This is a genomic window from Sphingomonas kaistensis (assembly GCF_011927725.1).
Lineage (GTDB): Bacteria > Pseudomonadota > Alphaproteobacteria > Sphingomonadales > Sphingomonadaceae > Sphingomicrobium > Sphingomicrobium kaistense.
In genome coordinates, this window is record NZ_JAATJC010000001.1 from 422,247 (window position 1) to 440,486 (window position 18,240).

The 18,240-nt window shown below is 62.0% G+C and carries 21 protein-coding genes, 1 tRNA gene and 1 pseudogene; 7 read left to right on the top strand and 16 right to left on the bottom strand.

From position 1 onward, the window contains the following. Positions 1-234 precede the first annotated feature (234 nt). Positions 235-501, bottom strand: coding sequence for a hypothetical protein (locus tag GGQ97_RS01950; protein ID WP_168067393.1), 267 nt, complete (start codon positions 499-501; stop codon positions 235-237). Between the two features lie 506 nt (positions 502-1,007). On the opposite strand from GGQ97_RS01950, the gene GGQ97_RS01955 reads away from it, so the two are divergent. Continuing rightward, positions 1,008-1,472, top strand: coding sequence for a hypothetical protein (locus GGQ97_RS01955; protein WP_168067394.1), 465 nt, complete (start codon positions 1,008-1,010; stop codon positions 1,470-1,472). Positions 1,473-1,579: 107 nt separating this feature from the next. Here GGQ97_RS01955 and GGQ97_RS14695 read toward each other — a convergent pair whose 3' ends face one another. The 4 genes from GGQ97_RS14695 to GGQ97_RS01975 all read right to left on the bottom strand — a co-directional run bounded on the left by GGQ97_RS14695 (position 1,580) and on the right by GGQ97_RS01975 (position 3,180). Further along, positions 1,580-1,927 (bottom strand): PilZ domain-containing protein, encoded by a 348-nt coding sequence (locus tag GGQ97_RS14695; protein WP_425338705.1) that lies wholly within the window; start codon positions 1,925-1,927, stop codon positions 1,580-1,582. Beyond that, positions 1,855-2,277, bottom strand: coding sequence for a DUF3597 domain-containing protein (locus GGQ97_RS01965; protein ID WP_168067396.1), 423 nt, complete (start codon positions 2,275-2,277; stop codon positions 1,855-1,857). Before GGQ97_RS01965 ends, GGQ97_RS14695 begins: the two co-directional genes overlap by 73 nt. 25 nt (positions 2,278-2,302) lie before the next feature. Beyond that, complete coding sequence (locus tag GGQ97_RS01970) at positions 2,303-2,899, bottom strand: DUF937 domain-containing protein (protein ID WP_168067397.1); 597 nt, start codon at positions 2,897-2,899, stop codon at positions 2,303-2,305. A gap of 80 nt (positions 2,900-2,979) precedes the next feature. Next, entirely contained in the window at positions 2,980-3,180 is a 201-nt protein-coding gene (locus tag GGQ97_RS01975; RefSeq protein ID WP_168067398.1) for a dodecin family protein, read from the bottom strand. 147 nt (positions 3,181-3,327) lie between these two features. Between GGQ97_RS01975 and GGQ97_RS01980 the strand changes: the two genes are divergently transcribed. The 3 genes from GGQ97_RS01980 to GGQ97_RS01990 all read left to right on the top strand — a co-directional run bounded on the left by GGQ97_RS01980 (position 3,328) and on the right by GGQ97_RS01990 (position 4,816). Continuing rightward, positions 3,328-3,813 carry a hypothetical protein gene (locus tag GGQ97_RS01980; protein WP_168067399.1) on the top strand — a complete coding sequence of 162 codons (486 nt, stop codon included), beginning with the start codon at positions 3,328-3,330 and terminating at the stop codon, positions 3,811-3,813. Positions 3,814-3,888: 75 nt separating this feature from the next. Further along, positions 3,889-4,311 (top strand): large conductance mechanosensitive channel protein MscL, encoded by a 423-nt coding sequence (mscL, locus tag GGQ97_RS01985; RefSeq protein WP_168067400.1) that lies wholly within the window; start codon positions 3,889-3,891, stop codon positions 4,309-4,311. A gap of 61 nt (positions 4,312-4,372) precedes the next feature. Further along, a complete protein-coding gene (locus GGQ97_RS01990; protein ID WP_168067401.1) occupies positions 4,373-4,816 on the top strand; it encodes a hypothetical protein in 444 nt (147 codons plus the stop codon). Positions 4,817-5,489: 673 nt separating this feature from the next. Here the strand turns inward: GGQ97_RS01990 and GGQ97_RS14700 are convergent. The 6 genes and pseudogenes from GGQ97_RS14700 to GGQ97_RS02020 form a co-directional block, all read right to left on the bottom strand. Next, positions 5,490-5,606 (bottom strand): annotated as a pseudogene (locus GGQ97_RS14700) (PEPxxWA-CTERM sorting domain-containing protein); the annotation flags it as partial. Between the two features lie 785 nt (positions 5,607-6,391). After that, complete coding sequence (locus tag GGQ97_RS02000; RefSeq protein WP_168067402.1) at positions 6,392-7,015, bottom strand: tyrosine-type recombinase/integrase; 624 nt, start codon at positions 7,013-7,015, stop codon at positions 6,392-6,394. 1,103 nt (positions 7,016-8,118) lie between these two features. Then, entirely contained in the window at positions 8,119-8,307 is a 189-nt protein-coding gene (locus GGQ97_RS02005; protein ID WP_342448547.1) for a helix-turn-helix domain-containing protein, read from the bottom strand. A gap of 84 nt (positions 8,308-8,391) precedes the next feature. Continuing rightward, positions 8,392-8,985, bottom strand: coding sequence for a hypothetical protein (locus GGQ97_RS02010; protein WP_168067403.1), 594 nt, complete (start codon positions 8,983-8,985; stop codon positions 8,392-8,394). A 236-nt stretch (positions 8,986-9,221) separates the two neighbouring features. Further along, a complete protein-coding gene (locus tag GGQ97_RS02015; protein ID WP_168067404.1) occupies positions 9,222-10,403 on the bottom strand; it encodes a tyrosine-type recombinase/integrase in 1,182 nt (393 codons plus the stop codon). Positions 10,404-10,542: 139 nt separating this feature from the next. Next, positions 10,543-10,635, bottom strand: a tRNA-Ser gene (locus tag GGQ97_RS02020). A gap of 251 nt (positions 10,636-10,886) precedes the next feature. On the opposite strand from GGQ97_RS02020, the gene GGQ97_RS02025 reads away from it, so the two are divergent. Further along, complete coding sequence (locus tag GGQ97_RS02025) at positions 10,887-11,630, top strand: Crp/Fnr family transcriptional regulator (RefSeq protein ID WP_168067405.1); 744 nt, start codon at positions 10,887-10,889, stop codon at positions 11,628-11,630. Here the strand turns inward: GGQ97_RS02025 and pyrC are convergent. Continuing rightward, positions 11,627-12,664 carry a dihydroorotase gene (pyrC, locus tag GGQ97_RS02030; RefSeq protein ID WP_168067406.1) on the bottom strand — a complete coding sequence of 346 codons (1,038 nt, stop codon included), beginning with the start codon at positions 12,662-12,664 and terminating at the stop codon, positions 11,627-11,629. The two genes, GGQ97_RS02025 and pyrC, sit on opposite strands and share 4 nt — an antisense overlap. A gap of 23 nt (positions 12,665-12,687) precedes the next feature. Here pyrC and ygfZ point away from each other — a divergent pair, with 23 nt between their 5' ends. Then, complete coding sequence (ygfZ, locus tag GGQ97_RS02035; RefSeq protein WP_168067407.1) at positions 12,688-13,392, top strand: CAF17-like 4Fe-4S cluster assembly/insertion protein YgfZ; 705 nt, start codon at positions 12,688-12,690, stop codon at positions 13,390-13,392. Here the strand turns inward: ygfZ and GGQ97_RS02040 are convergent. The 3 genes from GGQ97_RS02040 to GGQ97_RS02050 all read right to left on the bottom strand — a co-directional run bounded on the left by GGQ97_RS02040 (position 13,389) and on the right by GGQ97_RS02050 (position 16,855). Continuing rightward, a complete protein-coding gene (locus tag GGQ97_RS02040; RefSeq protein ID WP_342448422.1) occupies positions 13,389-13,634 on the bottom strand; it encodes a CBU_0592 family membrane protein in 246 nt (81 codons plus the stop codon). The genes ygfZ and GGQ97_RS02040 overlap by 4 nt on opposite strands. Positions 13,635-13,648: 14 nt before the next feature. Next, positions 13,649-16,327, bottom strand: coding sequence for an aconitate hydratase AcnA (gene acnA, locus GGQ97_RS02045; RefSeq protein ID WP_168067409.1), 2,679 nt, complete (start codon positions 16,325-16,327; stop codon positions 13,649-13,651). A gap of 72 nt (positions 16,328-16,399) precedes the next feature. Next, on the bottom strand, positions 16,400-16,855 hold the full coding sequence (locus tag GGQ97_RS02050; RefSeq protein WP_168067410.1) for a low affinity iron permease family protein: 456 nt from the start codon (positions 16,853-16,855) through the stop codon (positions 16,400-16,402). Positions 16,856-17,012: 157 nt separating this feature from the next. On the opposite strand from GGQ97_RS02050, the gene GGQ97_RS02055 reads away from it, so the two are divergent. Next, positions 17,013-17,210 (top strand): hypothetical protein, encoded by a 198-nt coding sequence (locus GGQ97_RS02055; protein WP_168067411.1) that lies wholly within the window; start codon positions 17,013-17,015, stop codon positions 17,208-17,210. Here GGQ97_RS02055 and GGQ97_RS02060 read toward each other — a convergent pair. Continuing rightward, positions 17,207-18,178, bottom strand: a complete 972-nt coding sequence (locus tag GGQ97_RS02060; RefSeq protein WP_168067412.1) for a magnesium transporter CorA family protein — start codon at positions 18,176-18,178, stop codon at positions 17,207-17,209. The two genes, GGQ97_RS02055 and GGQ97_RS02060, sit on opposite strands and share 4 nt — an antisense overlap. Between the last annotated feature and the right edge of the window lie 62 nt (positions 18,179-18,240).

Here is an 18,240-nt window from a genome sequence, read left to right on the forward strand (position 1 = left end):
GCGGAGCCTCGTTGTCGGTGGCGAGGCTGCACCTTTTGTCGACCTCAAGTTAGTTCGACGTAAATACCGGCTTTCCACCTATTCTGGATGCTCGTTCGGCCTAATCAGCCATATTGGAGGGCCGCCGATACCGCTAGGCCTGCTTATGAGGGAAAGCTTGCCCTTGGTGCAGGCCCGGGTCCACACCGATCAGACCTACCTTGGCGAATATCGAATATCTCGAACTTCAGCGTCTCACTCGGTCGCCATTTTCTCCGCTCTTTCCAGGATTTCGAACTCGCGAAGTAGCTCGTCGATACTTCGTGTGAGTTCGGGAAGGAATGTAATCTGATGCCGCGCCCCTCGGTACGATTCTACCAGCATGATTGCATCGATCAGGATCTGCACGACGGTGCCCTCAGGATCGTCCAGCTCGGCTAGGCGCCTGAGCCTTTCCATGATCTTGAGGCGAGCTGCCAGCGGGTCCGCCAGCGCTTCCGCCCTCGCAATGTGCCAGACCATCCGATCCTCCAAGCGCCACAGCTGACGCCGCTGTCAGCAACGGTAGAGCTCAAGTGGTCGAACGCGCGGAGCAACACGCAGCACCATAGCTCTGCAGCAGCCCCAAACGCGGAGGGGCGGCTCTTTGTTCAGGCCAAGCAAGCGACCGGGCCGACGACCCTGACCTCCGGACTTTGCGCTACGACTGCTGATGTCTTCTTCCAAGTCGTTGCGAATTTTGCAGAAAGCATCCGTTCGCCATTCCGTCGAGGAGGAGGCCACGAGTTGTTACGCTGCCGTAAGAGAAGTATAGCCGTGGTTATCTTAGCATGCTGCTGACGGGTCAGCATCAGACGTATACGCGTAATCCTCGAAACTGGAGACGCACGATGAAGCATTCTGGCGCAGGATTTCGGGGTGCATTGGGTCTTCCGCGGACGGTTGCATTGGGAGGGCTAGCGTTCGCGTCTGTGGCATCCAGCGCCCAGACACAGGCGCCGTCCTCGGCACGGCAGCAGCAATCGATCGTGAACACGACCAAAAGCAACACGAAAGATTGGATTGCTGCGCCGCCGAACTTCACTGTGACTGGCACCTATAGCAACGGCATGACTCGCTACTTCGAACTAGAATCCAGTCGCGATAGTGACGCTGATGGTCATTTCGATGCTGGCCTCCTCAGAGTCGCATGCGGGAACGGCAGGATCCAAGACAGCCAATATCTAGTGAACATTGCTGGCACCGGGATGGTCACGGGAAAGCGGCCGCATCAAGGATTACTCATTGAAAAGAAGGTAAGCCCGCACGACGTGGCAATTGGGTCAAAGCTTTCATTAGGTCCGGTGCAATCGAAGGGTATTCAGGAGAACGGCATTCGGCGGAGTGGAGCTAGCATGCGCCGCAACGACGGAGACGGTCGCCGCGAGGCGTCTGAGGAGTGGTCCGAGGTCGCGATCACCTCTGGCGCCGAGGAGCTTTGCCGTACTCAATAGTTCATAGCTTGGCAGCTGGCCGCGTGGTCAATGATTGACCGCTTCCAACGCATCTCAGTCGTTCCCGGCACCGCCCCCGGCTTGCAAGCGGCGTTCTCTCGAATTTGCTAGCTAACGAACCGTAGTCCAGCGCTGCCGGCAAAGGACCATCTAATGGTTGCAGCAACGGTTACGAGATTCACCCTGATCGAGACAGCGGATCCGATTGGCAGGATCTCGTCGCACGTGATTCGGCAGCCATCTTCCGAAACGTCGGTAATCAGAACTGGTAGGTGCCGCCCAGCGAGCGCCAGAGAGGCAGCGACTGACACAGGGTCGCGATCTGCTCGCTTGACCCAGTCGGTCGAGTCTCCCTCTTCTGGCACTTGGAGGACGCCGCGTGTCAGTCGGTGAGATTGGCGGGCACCTTGCCGCCATGAGCGGCCAGCTGCCGCATCACTTCCTTGTGGAGCCACAGGTTCATCTCGGCACTGCCGTCCTTCTCACCCGTGTAGCCGAGTTCGGTTGCGAGCTCCTTCCGATTTGCAAGGCTGGAGTCCATGTCGAGTAGCTTCATCAGGTCGACGATTGACGTCCGCCAATTCAGATCGGGGTTGCCCTTCGACGATGCGATTCCGGTCAGGACCTGCTCAACGTCAACTTGGCTTTGGGGTTGGGGTTGGCTGGTCTGGCTTGTGGGAGAAGTTGTAGCCGCGCCTGAGCTAGGAGGCGGCTGTAGCGTTCCGCCGCTGGTAGGTGACGGTGCCGGCGCTGGCGCCGACTTCTTGCCGAAAATCGCGTCCTTGATCTTACCGAAAATGCTCATGGTGTATGTCTCCCAGAATCTTGATTCACCGTCCCAAGAACTTGCCGGCGGCTCCAATCAGACTGCCAAGAATGTCGGCCGACCCGCCACCCTGTGCGTTCTGCGACGATGCCGAACTCCCGGCGCCAGAAGCCTGACCACCCAGGACACTCCCAAGTGCTCCGCCCAATCCACCTCCGCCCTGGCTCGCCTGTTTCATGACATAGCCAGCAGCGACCATGGCAAGAACGGGCAGCATCTTCTTCAACAATGACGGTTCCACGCCCGATTGAGCCGCGGCGCTTGCCGCCACGGCCCGGCTACCGTCCTTCGACCCGAACAGCTGTCCAAGGATCTCGTTGCCCTTGTTCACCTCGGTGGGCTGTGTCGAAGTGACGTTGTCGAGGAGCGCGCCCCCGCCCAATCCACCGATCGTTCCGAACAGCCCTCCCAATCCACCAAGTGCCGAGGGTGCTTGAGAAGCAGCTGGGGCGGCGCTTGCTGCTACTGGGTTTTGGAATCCGGAGAGGATCGACGGCAAGAGTGCGGCGGCGCCTGCCTGAGCGGTCGACGCGTCGACGCCGAGTTCACGCGAGAGGGCTTCCACAGCGCCAGTCTGCTGTAGCATCTGATTGACGTCCAAGTGATTTCTCCTCGTCGGTAAACTGGCAAGGCGCCAGCCCCGTGTTTGTGGATGCCTGGCAAGATGAATGGCCGTGAGGGCTATTTGACGATGAAAGTGATCTTCAGGGTCACTCGCCATTCGACAACCTTGTTGTCGTTTACCAAGGCTTTGGTGCTCTGCACCCAAGCCTCCTGAATGTCGTGGATAGTCTCGCCGGCCTTGGCGATGCCTTCGCGCACGGCTGCTTCGATGCTCTCGGTAGAGCTTGAAATAATCTCGAGAGTCTTGGCTACGGCCATTGTTGGTCTCCTTCTTCCGAAGAGGGAGCGCCTAACATGTGTTAAAGTCAACGGCAGCTACGGCAGTCCGACCTGCTCCGACGATGGAGGCTGCGCTGCCTATGGAGCTGATGTACTCTTCGCTTGCCTGCCGAAGGATCAGACCGCGTGAATACAGCGACCGACGCTCACTCCGATACCGACCCTCTCATGAAAGCGCTCGGCTACCTGTTGCTGAACTGGAGCATGCTGGAGCGCGCCGTTATCGACGACATCAAGCGGCTGCGCCTGTCCGACGGAGACAGCGGAATGACGACCGCACGAGTTCGGGGCTCTTTCAATGAGCGCTTGGCAGAGTGGCGTGCCCTCGTCAGCCTCAAGTCGCGACGCAACCCTGAAGCGGCCCGCGAGGTGGCTGAGATTGGCAATCTGGCAGAACAGCTCTGCCGAACCCGCAACCTGATCTCCCACCACTTTGTGGGAGTGGAAAGAACTACAGATGGTACGTCGGTTATATATGCCTCGGAGAGCGGCATCGCCTCTTTGAGAGCGTCACAAACAGCATTCTCCCTCGAGCAGCTGGACGGTCTGAATGCACAGATGTGCATCGTCTGCGAGCGAATTGCCGGTTTGAAGAGCATTCTTGCGAGTTGATCGCTAGCAACCGAATAAAGAGTGCGAAATCCCACAGATGGGTTACTGTCGTTATTTCAGGTTATGGGGGGCGGCATGTTTTCTGAGTTCAAGACATTCATAGCAAAGGGCAATGTGCTTGATCTGGCTGTGGCCGTGATCATCGGTGCGGCCTTTGCGACCATTGTTGCCAGCCTCACCGACGACATCATAATGCCCGTGGTGGGCTCGATCTTCGGAGGCCTGGATTTTGCTAACTACTTCACCGTGCTCGGACCGATCCCGGACGGCTTCAAGGGCAATCCGAGCAGCTATACGGATCTGAAGGCCGCCGGCATAGCCGTGCTGGGGTGGGGTCAGTTCGTCACAGTCCTGATCAACTTCCTGATCCTCGCGTTCATCATCTTCATGCTGGTCCGTTCGGCCAACAAAGTGATGAGGCGGGCGGACGAGGTCACCGGGCCGACCGAGGTCGAGCTTCTCGCGGAGATCCGCGACGAGTTGCGCCGCAGGCCTTGATCTTCGACTGTTTGGTCTCAGCATCGGCTCATAAGGCTCTGCACGTGTCGAGCTGCTTTACATGAACAACGAGCGGCTTGGTGTGCCAGTACGCGCTGAATATGCGTCGGCTGTCGGCTTGGCAGTCTATTGCTTCGCAGGCTTGGAGTGGAACGCTGTTTGGTGCTGTGAACGGATTGAACCCGGCAGCATGGAAGACCTGGCTGATCGCACCGCAGGGCGCGTCGCTGATACGCTGGTGCATCTTGTGCAAGGTCTCGAGCACTCTGCGAAGCAGAGTGACTTGGAAAAAGCGGCAATGGAATTTCGTGCTCTCGTCGGCGCGAGAAACAACCTCGTCCATGCTAAGCCCGGAACAGCTCACGATGGCGAGCAGGCACTTTTACGGCATGGCGATCAATGGACGATCGGGGAGTTGGAAGCCGTGGCTGATGCTTTCGCGGAATGCGGGAACCGGCTCAACAAAGCACTGGACGGCCTGCTGGCAGGAAGATCCAGTCGTTAGTCGAACGACTCCCTAACGAAACGCCACTCCTTCTTTTATCCTTAGAGGCCTGTCGTTTTGCTCTTGGCCATGACAAGCCATTGGGCAGGCGGCACCTGCTTTGCGCCCATGCCCGTCATTCCGAACTGGGGCGCCTGCACCCGTAAGCCGACATTTCCGAGCTAAGTCGCTAATGTCCGCCTTCGACCCATTGCGGACGTTCAGCGCGAGTTGATAAGCTCTGGTATGGGCAAGATGATTCTCGTCGCCGTAGCAATCGGTATCACTGTGGCCTTCTTGGCAACTACACTTGGCGTTCCGAGTAGGTGGGGCGGTTTCATCACGGGCGGAGTCACTGGTGCCCTAAGTGTCTTCCTCGTCAGCCGCATGCAGCAACGGGTGCAGTAGCTTTTCAAAGCGCAGAGCGGATGACGTCCGCTTTCGACCCGAAGCAGACATCAGCCCTATCGTTGCGGTCTATGGTCGGCTTCGTGCCCGACCCTACATTTTTGCTGGCCGGCTCGGCTATCCGATCGGTAGCGAGCTATTGCGTGTCACCGTCGCGCGCCGCGCTGTCTCTTTTGAAATGCTGCAGGCGTGGCGAGATGAAGCAGGATAGCAGTTAGAGCCGGTTCACAGAGAGAAAGGGAAGAGGACGGAAGCGCGCCTTTTCCCTTTCTCTCCTCCCCTGAAATTAGCCGAGCTGAAGTAACCGTGCGCCAGTCCGACGCCGGCGCATTGCAGCACCGATTGCTCCAAAACCTAGGAGCATCATCGCCCATGTCCCTGGTTCAGGAACCGCACCCGTTGGCCCGCAGTTCGTCGTACAGGCCGAAGGGTCCGCATATCTCGGAAGCAGGAATGGGTCGCGAATGATGACACTAGAGCCGCCGTCCACGACGTAAATGCCAATACCCGGTACGCTCGTGCCGACAAGTCCAGGATAGAACGCTTCGAAGGTAAACGTGCTTGTCGCACCGATCTCCAAGGAAAAAGACTGGCTGAACTTGAGCTGGAAGTCATCGTAGATCTGAAGCAGAACGCTATCGAGGCCTCCGCCATCGTTGGTGCTACCTGTAAAGCTCAAATCTCCGGTCACAAACACGCCTGCTGTTGCGTATTCGGCACCAGTGACGTTGGTCAACGTGATGTTTGTGGCTGCTTCTGCAGAAGTAGCAACGAGTGATGCCGCAAGAGCAGTGGCTGCGAAGGCGAATTTGCGCATTTGCTAATCTCCGTTGCCGTCCCCTGACGACTCGAACAGCTAGAATAGTAAACGGGATATTAACGTGAGGCAATCTGTCGAGATGCTTTACAAGGTCGAGCAGGAGCATGACCGCTGGCCGGCTGTGAATGCCGCTGCAAACGCGATCTATCTGGCAGTTGGAGAACAGCGGTGCCGTGATCGCCAGTCGGCTTTAGGACGAGAGGCGCGCGGCAGAAGCCAATGTCTGCTCTCCACCCATTGCAGACGTTTGCCGGGGGGTACTCAAATCCCTGGCGCCATACGGCTGGAGAGCGGTGGGGAACCGGCGCAGGAACGCTAATACAGATTTTTCCTCGCGCGGGCGCACGCGGAAGGGCTGTCCGGCCGCTCTACAACTCCAAGGCCTCCGAAAGCTCTAAGGCGTCGTCCACTTCAACGCCAAGGTAGCGAACGGTGCTTTCAAGCTTGGTGTGCCCCAGGAGTAGCTGGCAGGCACGAAGGTTGCCGGTCTTTTTGTATAGGAGTGAAACCTTGGTGCGGCGCATGCTGTGCGTGCCGTATGAGGTCGGATCGAGACCAATGAGAGCAACCCACCTGTCCACCAGCCGGGCATACTGGCGCGTGCTGAGGTGCGAGCCTCGCTTGCTCCGGCTGGGGAACAACCACTCCTCCCGCGCCATGTTATTCTGGTTGAGCCAAGCCGTCAGCGAGCGCCGCGTCTGCTCGGTCACTTCGAACTGCACGGGGCGGCCGGTCTTCCGTTGAAGGATCATGACGCGGGAGCGCACTCCTGTAGACGAAAGAAGATCTGAAACCGTGAGCGACATAAGGTCGCAGCCACGCAGCTTGCTATCCAGAGCCAAGTCGAAGAGCGCCAGGTCCCGAGCTTTTAGCGCCACCTGAAGGCGTACGCGGATGCCCCAGACGTCCACGGGCTTTAACGCCAGCTTGGCACCGGCAACTCTCCGGCCGGACGGGGGTCGCGGTGGCGCGGACATGGCAAATTCGAGCATGGCTAGTCTCCAGAGATTGCTGGAGTGCTACGGATCAGCCGGCCTGAGTGTCCGCAGAGGGTGAAAGCAGACCCTTGAATTATGCTCGATACTTGCCCCGCTGAGCACTCACTGCAGACATTCCGCCATTCGCGTCCAGTCAGCTCAGGCTGCCGCTGATCGAGAGCCGCTTGCCCGTGATTGTGCCGCCCACTCCGTACCGCTCAAGCCCAAGTGCAATCCCGTCCCGTGCTTCCACCCCCTTGATGACGTACCCCACGACGTAGGCCAGATTCGCGAGATACCAATCGCTGCCGAAGAACGCGCAACTAGCAGTGCCTCCGATTCTCCTTGTCACCACAGCGCCCTTGGCGTCGCGGGCCTCACACCCGGTCACAAGGCGATACCATCGCCTCGTAAGGCTCAGGCTGAGACCACGAGGCACATGCAAAAGGATGTGAGTATGGCTGCCCTTGCCGTCCCCATTCTCCCGCACCCAGGTGTAGGAAGTGCCACCATGTTTGCGGAGCCAATCACTGACCAGCTTCAGAATCCGGCCGGTAGCGCTTGCTGCCTCAGCATCAGTCAGTCCCGCCTTTTCCCAGTGGACCGTGAGATGACGATTGAAAGGCCGGCCAATCGTTATGGCTCGCTGTGCCGCCTCGACTACCTTGACTGCCTTCTCAAGGCTGATCCTGTCGCTCTGTCTGCTGGCGCTGTTGCGAGCACCCCCCCAAGTGTTCGGCCGGGATGCAGGTGGGTAAGGACCGCTACTCTCATATAGATTAGCAGCGTCCGTGCCAGAGAGGCAGAAAACGCTGTTTTCTCGCTGTATCATCAACGTCACGGGGGACCTCCCGTCGCAAGTTTCAAGATTGCTGACGATGAAAGGGGAGCGACACTCCATCCGCTCCCCTCTTAGGACTACTCGCGGCTATGCGCCGAAGCGCTATTACCTCGTGTCCAAGGCCTCAATCTGTGACCCTTCGCTAGGAAGGCGCGGGCGTTTGCCAGCCGCTCATCAAATGGCTTATGAGGTCGCGTCGGCTTACCAGAGACGACAACCTTAGCCCTTCGCGCGGTTGCACTCGTGCGGAGGGCTTTTCTCTTGCGGCGAGCCATTACTAAGCTGCCTCGCCACGGGCCAGAAGGCGGACACTATCCAACCGGATCAACCTGCGCCGGCCGATGGTCACGGACTCCAGCCGGCCTTCAGTGAGAAGTTCGTATATCTTTGACCTTCCCAGGCCGAGCATCGTTCCGGCATCCGGGATAGAGACAAGTAGTCGTTCCACATTCGCTCTCCACATCATGGTTCGAACGATGGCAACTGACCACGAATGAAAGCGGAACAAAACGGAAACCTGTGCCGCTGAGCGTTCCGGAAAGCTTATCCGCTAAGCGATCCTGGTAGGGGGCTCGTCACGCAAAGCCTGTTGGTAGCTCTCACCATCATATTCCAAGGCAGATTTCCAATCGCCCAGTAGAGCGTATCCCGGCTGATTTCCCTTTGCGGCTTGCTCTAACGACCATTTTACCAAGCTTGGCCCTAGGATCTGAACGCACGACGCTCGCCATTTTCTGATGGCATCCCAGTCGGTCTTGAAAGCGGCTGCAACTGCCATGTGGGAGTGAAGTGCTGAAAGTGATTGCTCGCTTCGCAGCCACTTTTCCCATGCCAGCGCTTTCAGCCTGAGCTTTGCAAGCTTGCCCCTGTTGTGCCTTTGACTCGGCTTCAACGGTGGCGCTCTGAAAACTTCGCCAACTTCCCCGTAAGAAAGATTCTCCAACTCCTCCAAGACACGAAGCAGCGGGAAATCACTCCGGCCGAACAAGCCGGCACGACCGTCTATCAACTTGCTCACGCGATGCAGCCGTAGCCAGAGCGCTCGACGAATGCCTTCCGGCTCTTCGGTAGCGGGTGGTAATGATTGCGTTCGCGCGCTTCCCAGCGCGTCCACGGCTAAATTTACAGCTGCATCGAACGCCAACCGTGCTCCTTGATCGGCCATCGCCCGCAGAAGCACCTTACCGGGGTCGCCAGGGCCAGGTAGCAGGTCGCTGAGGGTAGAAGGTTCAGCTCGCCAACTATCCAGATTCTCGCGCTGGTCCAAAATGCGATCCAGCAGCTCGTGTAGCCGCCTTCTTTCGTCATCGCTGACTAAGCCAATAACGTCTGGTTGGTCGTCGCTTCGCCGAGCTATGCGGACAAAAGGGTTCCGCTCCCTCACTTGACGTGCGCCAGCCGCACCACACTGGCGCCAGTACCGCTGCAGTATGCAGACCAAGCGTCCATGAGGCCGCGCCGCTTATCGAGCAAGTTGCCGCGCCGGTAAGCCGCTTCGACCTTATTCGGGATGGCATGAGCGAGAGCAGCTTCCGCTAGATCGCTCGGAAATTGCGTTTCCTCCGACACCCAATCGCGGAAGCTGGAGCGGAAGCCGTGCGCGGTGACAGCTTCTCCCATGTCGCGAAGAACCTTCATAAGCGTCATGTCGCTCATCGGTTTGTCGCGCTTGGCCCCATGAAAGACGTACTGACACCCCTCGGTTCGCAACTCGTAAGCGCGCCGGAAGACGCTTAGAGCGGCCGGAGACAGGGGTACCACATGCTCCTTACCAGCTTTCATGCGGTCGGCCGGTACGGTCCAGAGAGCTTTGTCTAAATCAACCTCGCTCCATCCGGCACCGCGTATCTCTCCTGAGCGAGCTGCCGTGAGGATTGCAGCCTCGAGCGCCAACCGTCCCCAAGTCTCTTTTTTTCGCAACCGAGCAAGGAAGGCTGGTACGTCAGCGAAGGGCATGGCTGCGTGATGACCATCCTTCTTCGGCTGACGCGGAAGGCCCTTCGACAGGGAGCGCATAGGAGCTTCGCTGTCCCGATGACCTTTTGAGTAGGCCCAGTCGAGTACAGCACCGATCCGCTGGCGAACGCGCCGGGCGGTCTCGGGCTTGTCTGTCCAGATTTCCGCTAGCACCTCGCGGACGGCCGGGCCTTCGATACTGCTCACCAGCCTGTCCCCTAGTGTGGGGAAGGCATACACCTCCAGCGTTCGGAGCCATTGGCTTTGATGCTTGCCGTTCTTCCAGCCCTTTTTGTTTTCGGCATGAACATGAGCGGCGGCTTCGCGAAAGGTGGGAATACCGGCCGCCTTGCGTCGCTGGGTGACAGGATCAAGCCCAGCCTCGACCTGTGCACGGGCCGCTGCTGCTCGGGTTCGAGCTTCGGAGAGCGTCACTTTGCTTGCCGCACCCAAGCCGATGTCGCGCCGCTTACCGTCCTTTTGGACGCGGACCATCCAAGATCCGTTGCCACGAGTGCCAACTGCTAGAATCAGGCCATTGCCATCGCTATGCCGACCAGGCTTGCTCAATGCTGCTCTGACGCCCGTTGCCGTGAGCTTGGCCATTTGCTCTCCCCACTTTCTTCCCCACACTGTAACGTGGCTTGTGGCGAACAACAATGGACGTAAGCGGACCTTGCCGGCCGCCCCGCCCTCTTGAAGGAGGGCGGGTTTGGACATTGGCAAACTCGGACAATAACGGCCATGGCGGAGACGGAGGGATTCGAACCCTCGGTAAGGGAATTCCCCCTACGGCGGTTTAGCAAACCGCTGGTTTCAGCCACTCACCCACGTCTCCGGATGCCTCGGCTGCGGTGCGCTTAGCGGAGCATGCTGGCCGGTTCAACCTCGCAAGCCACATCCGATGAATAAGCTCGACGGAGAAACAGAATGTTAGCCGGACAACTGTCGGCAAGTCGACTTAGAAGCTGGCCTAAGTCCTTATAATTTCAGCTATTGCTTCCTGTCGGAACACTAGCGTAATGCTTTCGCCGGGGCAGGCTCTTCGGGCCTGTAGGAGTTACGGGGTAAATGGATCTACCGCGCCACATGTCGGCTGAGACAAGCCTGGATGCCGCATTTGCGGGCAATCGCCTGCTCGCCACCCTGTCCGAGGAAGAACGCGCGCTGCTGGGCACCGACATCGAGGTGGTGCGTCTTGGCGTCGGCGACACGGTTCTTGAAACCGGTTCGGTCACCAAGCAGAGCCTGTTCCCGTTCGACGGCCTGATGGTGTCGCTGCGGCGCGAGCTGTCGGGCGGGCGCTCGGTCGAGGTCGCCGCGATCGGCCGCGAAGGGGCGGTCGGCGGGATCATCAGCTGCGGCGCGGCGCCGGCCTTTACCCAGGCGGTGGTCCAGCTGCCGGGCTCGGCAGCGCTGATCCCGATGCCGGCGCTCGAAAAGGCCAAGCTGGAAAGCGGGCACATCCGCAACCTGTTCTGCCGTTATTCCGACGCGCTGCTGGCGCAGGTCATGCAGTCGGTGGCGTGCAACGCCTTTCACCCGATCGAGGCCCGCGCCGCGCGCTGGTTGCTGCATGCCCAGGACCGGGCCGCAAGCGACCGGCTGGAGCTGACCCAGGAAAGCCTCGCCGGGCTGCTCGGCGTCCAGCGGACCACGGTCAACGCGGTCGCCCGGGTGCTTCAGGAGCAAGGGCTGATCGCTTATCGCCGCGGCGCCATCCAGGTGATCGACCGGCCCGGCCTGCTGCGGGTCAGCTGCGACTGCTACCAGGCGATCGAGAACCATTTCCACGCGGTGCTCGGCCCCGACGGACGCGGCACCGCCAGCTAGGCCGCGGCGAGCTTCCAGCCGAGCGTCTGGCCGGCATGGAAGGGCACCAGCGATGAACCAGCGGCGGCGATCCGCTCCGGAACGGCAACGTCCGCCCGCTCCAGCGTGACGGTGCCTTCGTTCAACGGCAGCCCGTAGAAGCGCGGGCCATGCTCGGACGCGAAGCCTTCGAATCGATCCAGCGCGCCTTCCTCGTCGAACACGGTCGCGTAGCTTTCGAGCGCGTGGGGCGCGTTCCAGATACCGGCACAGCCGCAGTCGCTTTCCTTGGCTTCCTTCAGGTGCGGCGCGCTGTCGGTGCCGAGAAAGAATTTCGGGCTGCCCGAGACGGCCGCGGCGCGGACGGCCAGCCGGTGCCGCTCGCGCTTCACCACCGGCAGGCAATAAGCGTGGGGACGCAGACCGCCGTCGAACAGGGCATTGCGGTTGAGGTGCAAGTGCTGCGGCGTGATCGTCGCGGCGAGATTGGGTTCGGCGTCGCGGACGAAGTCGGCGCTGTCGGCGGTGGTGATATGCTCGAGCACGATCCTGAGCCCGGGAAAGTCGCGCAGCACCGGGGTCAGCACGCGCTCCAGGAACACCGCCTCGCGGTCGAAGATGTCGATGGCGGGGTCCGTGACCTCGCCGTGGACGCACAGCACCATGCCGATCTTCTCCATCCGCTCGAGCGCCGGATAGATGTGGCGGACGTCAGTGACGCCGCTGTGGCTGTTGGTGGTGGCGCCGGCGGGATAGAGCTTGGCGGCGACCCACGCGCCTTCGCGATGCCCGCGCTCCAGCTCGTCGGGATCGATGCTATCGGTAAGGTAGCAGGTCATCAGCGGCTCGAACCCCGGCCCGGCCGCCCGCCGGATCCTGTCACGATAAGCGCACGCCGCGTCGACCGTTGTCACCGGCGGCACCAGGTTCGGCATGATGATCGCCCGCGCGAACTGCCGCGCGCTATAGGGCGCGACCGCCTCCAGCATCGCTCCGTCGCGCAGGTGCAGGTGCCAATCGTCGGGGCGGCGGATGGTCAGGCTTTGCGTTTGCATGGGCGGCTTCTTAGCTAAGGGTCATGCCTGCCACTACCCTTGAGAACCGCGCCCTCATCCGCCTGTCCGGAGAGGACGTGCGCGGCTTCCTCCAGGGCCTCGTCACCAACGACGTGAGCGGCGCGCTGCCGGTGTGGGCGGGCCTGCTCAGCGCGCAGGGCAAATGCCTGTTCGATTTCCTGGTGTGGGCGGACGGCGAGGACCTGCTGATCGATTGCGAGGCGGACGCGGCGGAGGAGCTCGCCAAGCGGCTACGCATGTATCGGCTGCGGCGCCCGATCGAGATCGCGCCCGAGCCCGCGCTCGCGGTGCATTGGTCGGCAGAGGGCGACGAGGGTGTGACCGATCCGCGCCTTGCCGCTCTCGGCCGCCGCTGGATCGCGCCGGCGGACGGGACCGCGACCGGCTGGCTCGCCCATCGCCTGTCGCTTGGCGTGTGCGAAGGCCGCGGCGAGCTCGGCGACCTTCTCTGGCTCGAATGCAATGCCGCCGAACTGAACGGCGTCAGCTTCACCAAGGGTTGCTACGTCGGCCAAGAGAATACCGCCCGGATGAACTGGCGGCAGAAGGTCAATCGCCGGCTGGTCATCGTCCCCGCCAGCGAGCCCGGCCCGCGTACCAAGGCCTTTTACCCGGACCTTGGCCTGGCGGTGGAGCATCGCCGGGTCGACGATCTCGCGGGCGTGGCGCTCCCGGCGTGGCTGCAAGCCGCGCTTGCCGAGGCTTAGGCTTCCGCCTTCTTCCGGTTCGAGGCGATGCGGATTAGCGCGACAATCCCGATTCCCGCCCAGATCACATTCAGCACCGCCGACGGCCACGCCTTGAAGTAGCCCGAGTTGATGATGAAGCCGATCGCGCCGAGCACGTTCATCGCCTGGTACAGCGGCGACTTCGCATCGACCTTCCCCGCCGTCAGCAGCGCATAGCCGCCAAGGATCAGCAGGGCGGCGGCCCACCCTGCGATATCCACGAAAAGGCGCTCCATCAGGCGGCGAGCTTGCGCAGCACGTACGGCAGGATGCCGCCGGCGTGGAAATATTCGAGCTCGTTATAGGTATCGATGCGGCACCGCGCGACGATCGTGCGGGTGTGGCCGTCGGCTTCGGTCACCTCGACCTCGACGTCCTGGCGCGGCTGGATGCCGGCGACGTTGCGGATGGTGAAGCTTTCCGACCCGTCGAGGCCCAGGCTTGCGGCGCTGTCCCCGTCGGCGAACTGCAGCGGAAGCACGCCCATGCCGACGAGGTTCGACCGGTGGATGCGCTCGAAGCTTTCGGCGATGACCGCGCGAACGCCGAGCAGTACCGTTCCCTTGGCCGCCCAGTCGCGCGACGAGCCGGTACCATATTCCTTGCCCGCAAGGATCACCAGCGGAACGCCCGCTTCCTTATAGGCCATGGCCGCGTCGTAGATCGCTTCCTGCTCGCCGGTCAGGAGGTTGCGGGTGTAGCCGCCCTCGACGCCCGTCAGCATCTTGTTGCGGATGCGGATGTTGGCGAACGTGCCGCGCATCATCACGTCATGGTTGCCGCGGCGCGCGCCGTAGCTGTTGAATTCGCTCTTCGGCACCTGGCGTTCCATCAGCCACTTGCCGGCCGGGCTCTCGGCCTTGATCGAGCCCGCCGGGCTGATGTGATCGGTGGTGATCGAATCGCCGAACACCGCCAGCGTGCGGGCGTCGGTGATGTCCTCGATGCCCTTGGCGGTCATGCTCATGCCCTCGAAATAGGGCGGGTTGGCGATGTAGGTCGACGCCGCCGGCCAGGCGTAGGTGTCGCCGCCGGTCACCGAAATGCCCTGCCAGCGCTCGTCGCCCCGATAGACGTCGGCATAGCGCTTGCGGAACAGGTCGGAGTGAACGTGGGCGTCGATCAGCGCGCGAATCTCGTCGTTGGTCGGCCAGATGTCCTTGAGATAGACCGGATTGCCGTTCTGCGCGGTCCCGAGCGGCTCGGCGGTGATGTCGCTGCGGACGGTGCCGGCAAGCGCATAGGCGACCACCAGCGGCGGGCTTGCGAGATAGTTGGCGCGGCAGTCAGGGCTGACCCGGCCTTCGAAGTTGCGGTTGCCCGACAGGACCGACACGGCGACGAGGTCGTTGGCGTTGATCGCCGCGCTGATCGGCTCGGGCAGCGGGCCCGAATTGCCGATGCAGGTCGTGCAGCCGTAGCCGACGGTGTTGAAGCCGATCGAATCAAGGTCTTCCTGCAGGCCGGCGGCGGCGAGATAGTCGCTCACCACCTGGCTTCCCGGCGCAAGGCTGGTCTTGACCCACGGCTTGCGGGTGAGGCCGAGCGCACGCGCCTTGCGGGCGACCAGGCCGGCGGCGATCAGCACGCTCGGGTTCGAGGTGTTGGTGCAGCTGGTGATGGCGGCGATGACGACGTCACCGTTGCCGAGGTCATGGGCTTCGCCCTCGACCGCGACGCGCGGATCGTTGGCCTTCTTGTAGGTCTCGGCCAGCTCGGCGTTGAACTGGTCGTCGACCTCGCTGAGGATGACCCGGTCCTGCGGGCGCTTCGGCCCGGCCAGGCTCGGCACCACGCTGCCGAGATCGAGCTCGAGCGTGTCGGTGAACAGGGGCTCGGGCGCGTCGGCGTCGCGCCACATGCCCTGCGCCCTGGCATAGGCTTCGACCAGCGCGATGCGATCGTCGTCGCGGCCCGACAGGCGAAGATAGTCGAGGGTGCGATTGTCGATCGGGAAGAAGCCGCAGGTCGCGCCATATTCCGGCGCCATGTTGGCGATGGTGGCCCGGTCGGCGAGGGTCATGGCGTCGAGGCCCGGCCCATAGAATTCGACAAAGCGCCCGACCACGCCCTTGGCGCGGAGCATTTGGGTGACGGTCAGCACGAGGTCGGTGGCGGTGATGCCTTCCTTGAGGCTGCCGGTGACGCGGAAGCCGACCACTTCGGGGATAAGCATCGACACCGGCTGGCCGAGCATCGCGGCTTCGGCCTCGATCCCGCCGACGCCCCAGCCGAGCACGCCGAGGCCGTTGACCATGGTGGTGTGGCTGTCGGTGCCGACGAGCGTGTCGGGATAGGCCACCTCGTCGCCGCTCTGGTCGGCCGAGGTCCACACCGTCTGGCAGATATATTCAAGGTTCACCTGGTGGCAGATGCCGGTGCCCGGCGGCACGACCTTGAAGTTGTCGAACGCCTGGCTGCCCCACTTGAGGAACTCATAGCGCTCGCGGTTGCGGGCATATTCATAGCCGACATTGGCATCGGCCGCCTTGGGGGTGCCGAATTCGTCGACCATCACCGAGTGATCGATGACCAGGTGCACCGGGACCAGCGGATTGATCTTCTGCGGGTCGCCGCCGAGCTGCTTCATCGCATCGCGCATGGCGGCGAGGTCGACCACGGCGGGAACGCCGGTGAAATCCTGCATCAGGACACGCGCCGGGCGATACTGGATTTCGCGGCTGATCCGCTTTTCCTTCTGCCAGTCGACCATCGCCTGAAGATCGTCGCGGGTGACCGTGACGCCGTCCTCGAAGCGGAGCAGGTTCTCGAGCAGCACCTTCATCGAGAAGGGCAGCCGGCTGACGTCGCCAAGCGCAGAGCCCGCCTTGTTCAGGTCGTAATAGGCATAGGCCTTGCCGCCGACATTCAGGGTCGAACGGGTGCCGAGGCTGTCCTGGCCGGTCGGGATCATGGCAAACTCGCTTGTTTCGAAGAATGGGATTGCCGCGGCCCTTAGCAAGCCTTTCCCGCACCGGCAAAGGGGCTAGCGGCCGTCGCCGACCTGCTCGATCGCGCGCTTGGCCCGTTCGCCATCGGCGATGTCGTTGGTCCGCTTGGCTGCCGCCTCGACCAATTCCTTGGCTTCCTCGCGAAGCTCGCGGATTTCCTTCTCGTCCAGCTCTTCCTCGATCCCGGCCATCTCGTCGCGGGCGCGCTTGGTCGCGTGGATCAGCTCGTCGAGTTTTGCATGCATCGCGACATCGCGGCGGTGTGCTTCGGCCTCCCGGTCATACTGGCCGTTGAGCACCATCTGCGCGAGGGTGATGGCAAGGATCGACAGCGCGGCGGTCAGAAGATCGGTCGGCAGTCCCACCGCGAACCAGGCACAGCAGAAGATGATCACCACGATGTGCATGATCGGGTGCGCGAACAGCCGCGCCACCGCTTCCGACAAGCGGTCGCCAGCCTGCACTAGCCACGAGCGTTTCCGACCCTTCATGCCGCCGTAACGACCCCGGAGCGCGATTGTTGCGAGCGGGCAATGACCGTGTCGCCATTGTGCCGTGAAAAGAATCACCTGGGTGGGAACATCCGTGTGCCCGGGCGGTTGATGCGGGGGTTCCGGCGTCAGGCCGTGACCTGCGCGGGGAAAAGCCATGTCGTTCACAAGCCCGACCTTCGACCGCCGCCTCGCCGCTTTCGAGCGCGCCGAAGCCGGTCGTTCGGGCCTTCCGCTGGGTGATCTCAGCATGGCCCGGATAGCGCTTGCACGCCGCCTCGCCGCCTCCAGCCAGCCGGTCGTCGCCGATGCTGCGGCGATGTCCTCCGGCTCGGCCTTCCTGCTCCGCGCCTAGATCCAGCCCCGCCGCTTCAGGATCCACAGCGGCAACACCGCGCTGACCAGCATCAACCCCAGGCTCATCGGATAGCCCCACACTTCGTCCAGTTCGGGCATGTGGACGAAATTCATGCCGAAGATGCCGGCGATCAGCGTCGGCGGCAGGAACACGACCGCCATCCAGCTGAACAGCTTCATGGCCGCATTCTGCTCGATGCTGATGAGGCCAAGGCTGGCGTCGAGCAGGAAGGTCAGCTGCCCCGACAGGAAGGCGCTGTGGTCGATCAGTGCCGCGACGTCGGTGCTGAGACTGGAAATGAGGTCGCGGGTCCGCTCGCACTCCGGACCATGCAATCGGTCGGACGCCGCCAGGAAGCCCAGCGCCCGCGCGGTACTGACCGCGGTGATCCGGATCTTGGCGATCAAATTCTGGACTTGTCCGATCCGCCGCAACACCGCTTCCAGCTGCTTGGTCGAGATCCGCTCATAATCGTTGCTGCGGAAAGTATCGTGGGAGAGCCGCTCGATCTCGGCCCCTGCCACCTCCAGCTCGTCGGCCAACCGGTCGACCACCGCATCGAGTAGCCGGGTCAGCGCGGTCGTCGCGTCCCTCACCAGCGCGATCTCGCTCCGCGCCTCGCGGCTGAAGGCAAGCCACGGCTTGGGCGTTACATAGCGTACCGTCACCAGCTTGCCGCCCTTGAGGAGAAAGCTGATCGGCTCGCTTTGCGGATGGCCTTCCTGCACCCCGAACAATACGCTCACCGTCATCACCAGCGCCCCGTCGCGCTCGTAGAGGCGGCTCGACGGCTCGATCTCGACCATGTCGTCTCGGGTCGGCACTGCGAAGCCCAGCGATCGCTCGACCATCTCCTCCTCCTCGCGGGTCGGCTCCTCGAGGTCGATCCAGGTCGCAGTGGCGGGGATGCTGCCTTCGGCGGTGATGACCGAACCATCGCAATCGGGACCGTAAGCACGCAGCATGGACGCTTCTTGGGCCCTGCATCTCCGCCTTGGCAAGAGTCCGGCGCTGCCCTAGCCACGAG

Bases quoted from the DNA above. Each gene is read 5' to 3' on its own strand.
- GGQ97_RS01975 (WP_168067398.1), bottom strand. From the start codon at position 3,180: ATGGCCGTAGCCAAGACTCTCGAGATTATTTCAAGCTCTACCGAGAGC.
- ygfZ (WP_168067407.1), top strand. From the start codon at position 12,688: ATGCCTGCCACTACCCTTGAGAACCGCGCCCTCATCCGCCTGTCCGGA.
- pyrC (WP_168067406.1), bottom strand. From the start codon at position 12,664: ATGCAAACGCAAAGCCTGACCATCCGCCGCCCCGACGATTGGCACCTG.
- GGQ97_RS01990 (WP_168067401.1), top strand. From the start codon at position 4,373: ATGAACAACGAGCGGCTTGGTGTGCCAGTACGCGCTGAATATGCGTCG.
- acnA (WP_168067409.1), bottom strand. From the start codon at position 16,327: ATGATCCCGACCGGCCAGGACAGCCTCGGCACCCGTTCGACCCTGAAT.
- GGQ97_RS02000 (WP_168067402.1), bottom strand. From the start codon at position 7,015: ATGCTCGAATTTGCCATGTCCGCGCCACCGCGACCCCCGTCCGGCCGG.
- GGQ97_RS02015 (WP_168067404.1), bottom strand. From the start codon at position 10,403: ATGGCCAAGCTCACGGCAACGGGCGTCAGAGCAGCATTGAGCAAGCCT.
- GGQ97_RS02055 (WP_168067411.1), top strand. From the start codon at position 17,013: ATGTCGTTCACAAGCCCGACCTTCGACCGCCGCCTCGCCGCTTTCGAG.
- GGQ97_RS01950 (WP_168067393.1), bottom strand. From the start codon at position 501: ATGGTCTGGCACATTGCGAGGGCGGAAGCGCTGGCGGACCCGCTGGCA.
- mscL (WP_168067400.1), top strand. From the start codon at position 3,889: ATGTTTTCTGAGTTCAAGACATTCATAGCAAAGGGCAATGTGCTTGAT.
- GGQ97_RS02025 (WP_168067405.1), top strand. From the start codon at position 10,887: ATGTCGGCTGAGACAAGCCTGGATGCCGCATTTGCGGGCAATCGCCTG.
- GGQ97_RS02060 (WP_168067412.1), bottom strand. From the start codon at position 18,178: ATGCTGCGTGCTTACGGTCCCGATTGCGATGGTTCGGTCATCACCGCC.
- GGQ97_RS02050 (WP_168067410.1), bottom strand. From the start codon at position 16,855: ATGAAGGGTCGGAAACGCTCGTGGCTAGTGCAGGCTGGCGACCGCTTG.
- GGQ97_RS02005 (WP_342448547.1), bottom strand. From the start codon at position 8,307: ATGATGTGGAGAGCGAATGTGGAACGACTACTTGTCTCTATCCCGGAT.
- GGQ97_RS01965 (WP_168067396.1), bottom strand. From the start codon at position 2,277: ATGAGCATTTTCGGTAAGATCAAGGACGCGATTTTCGGCAAGAAGTCG.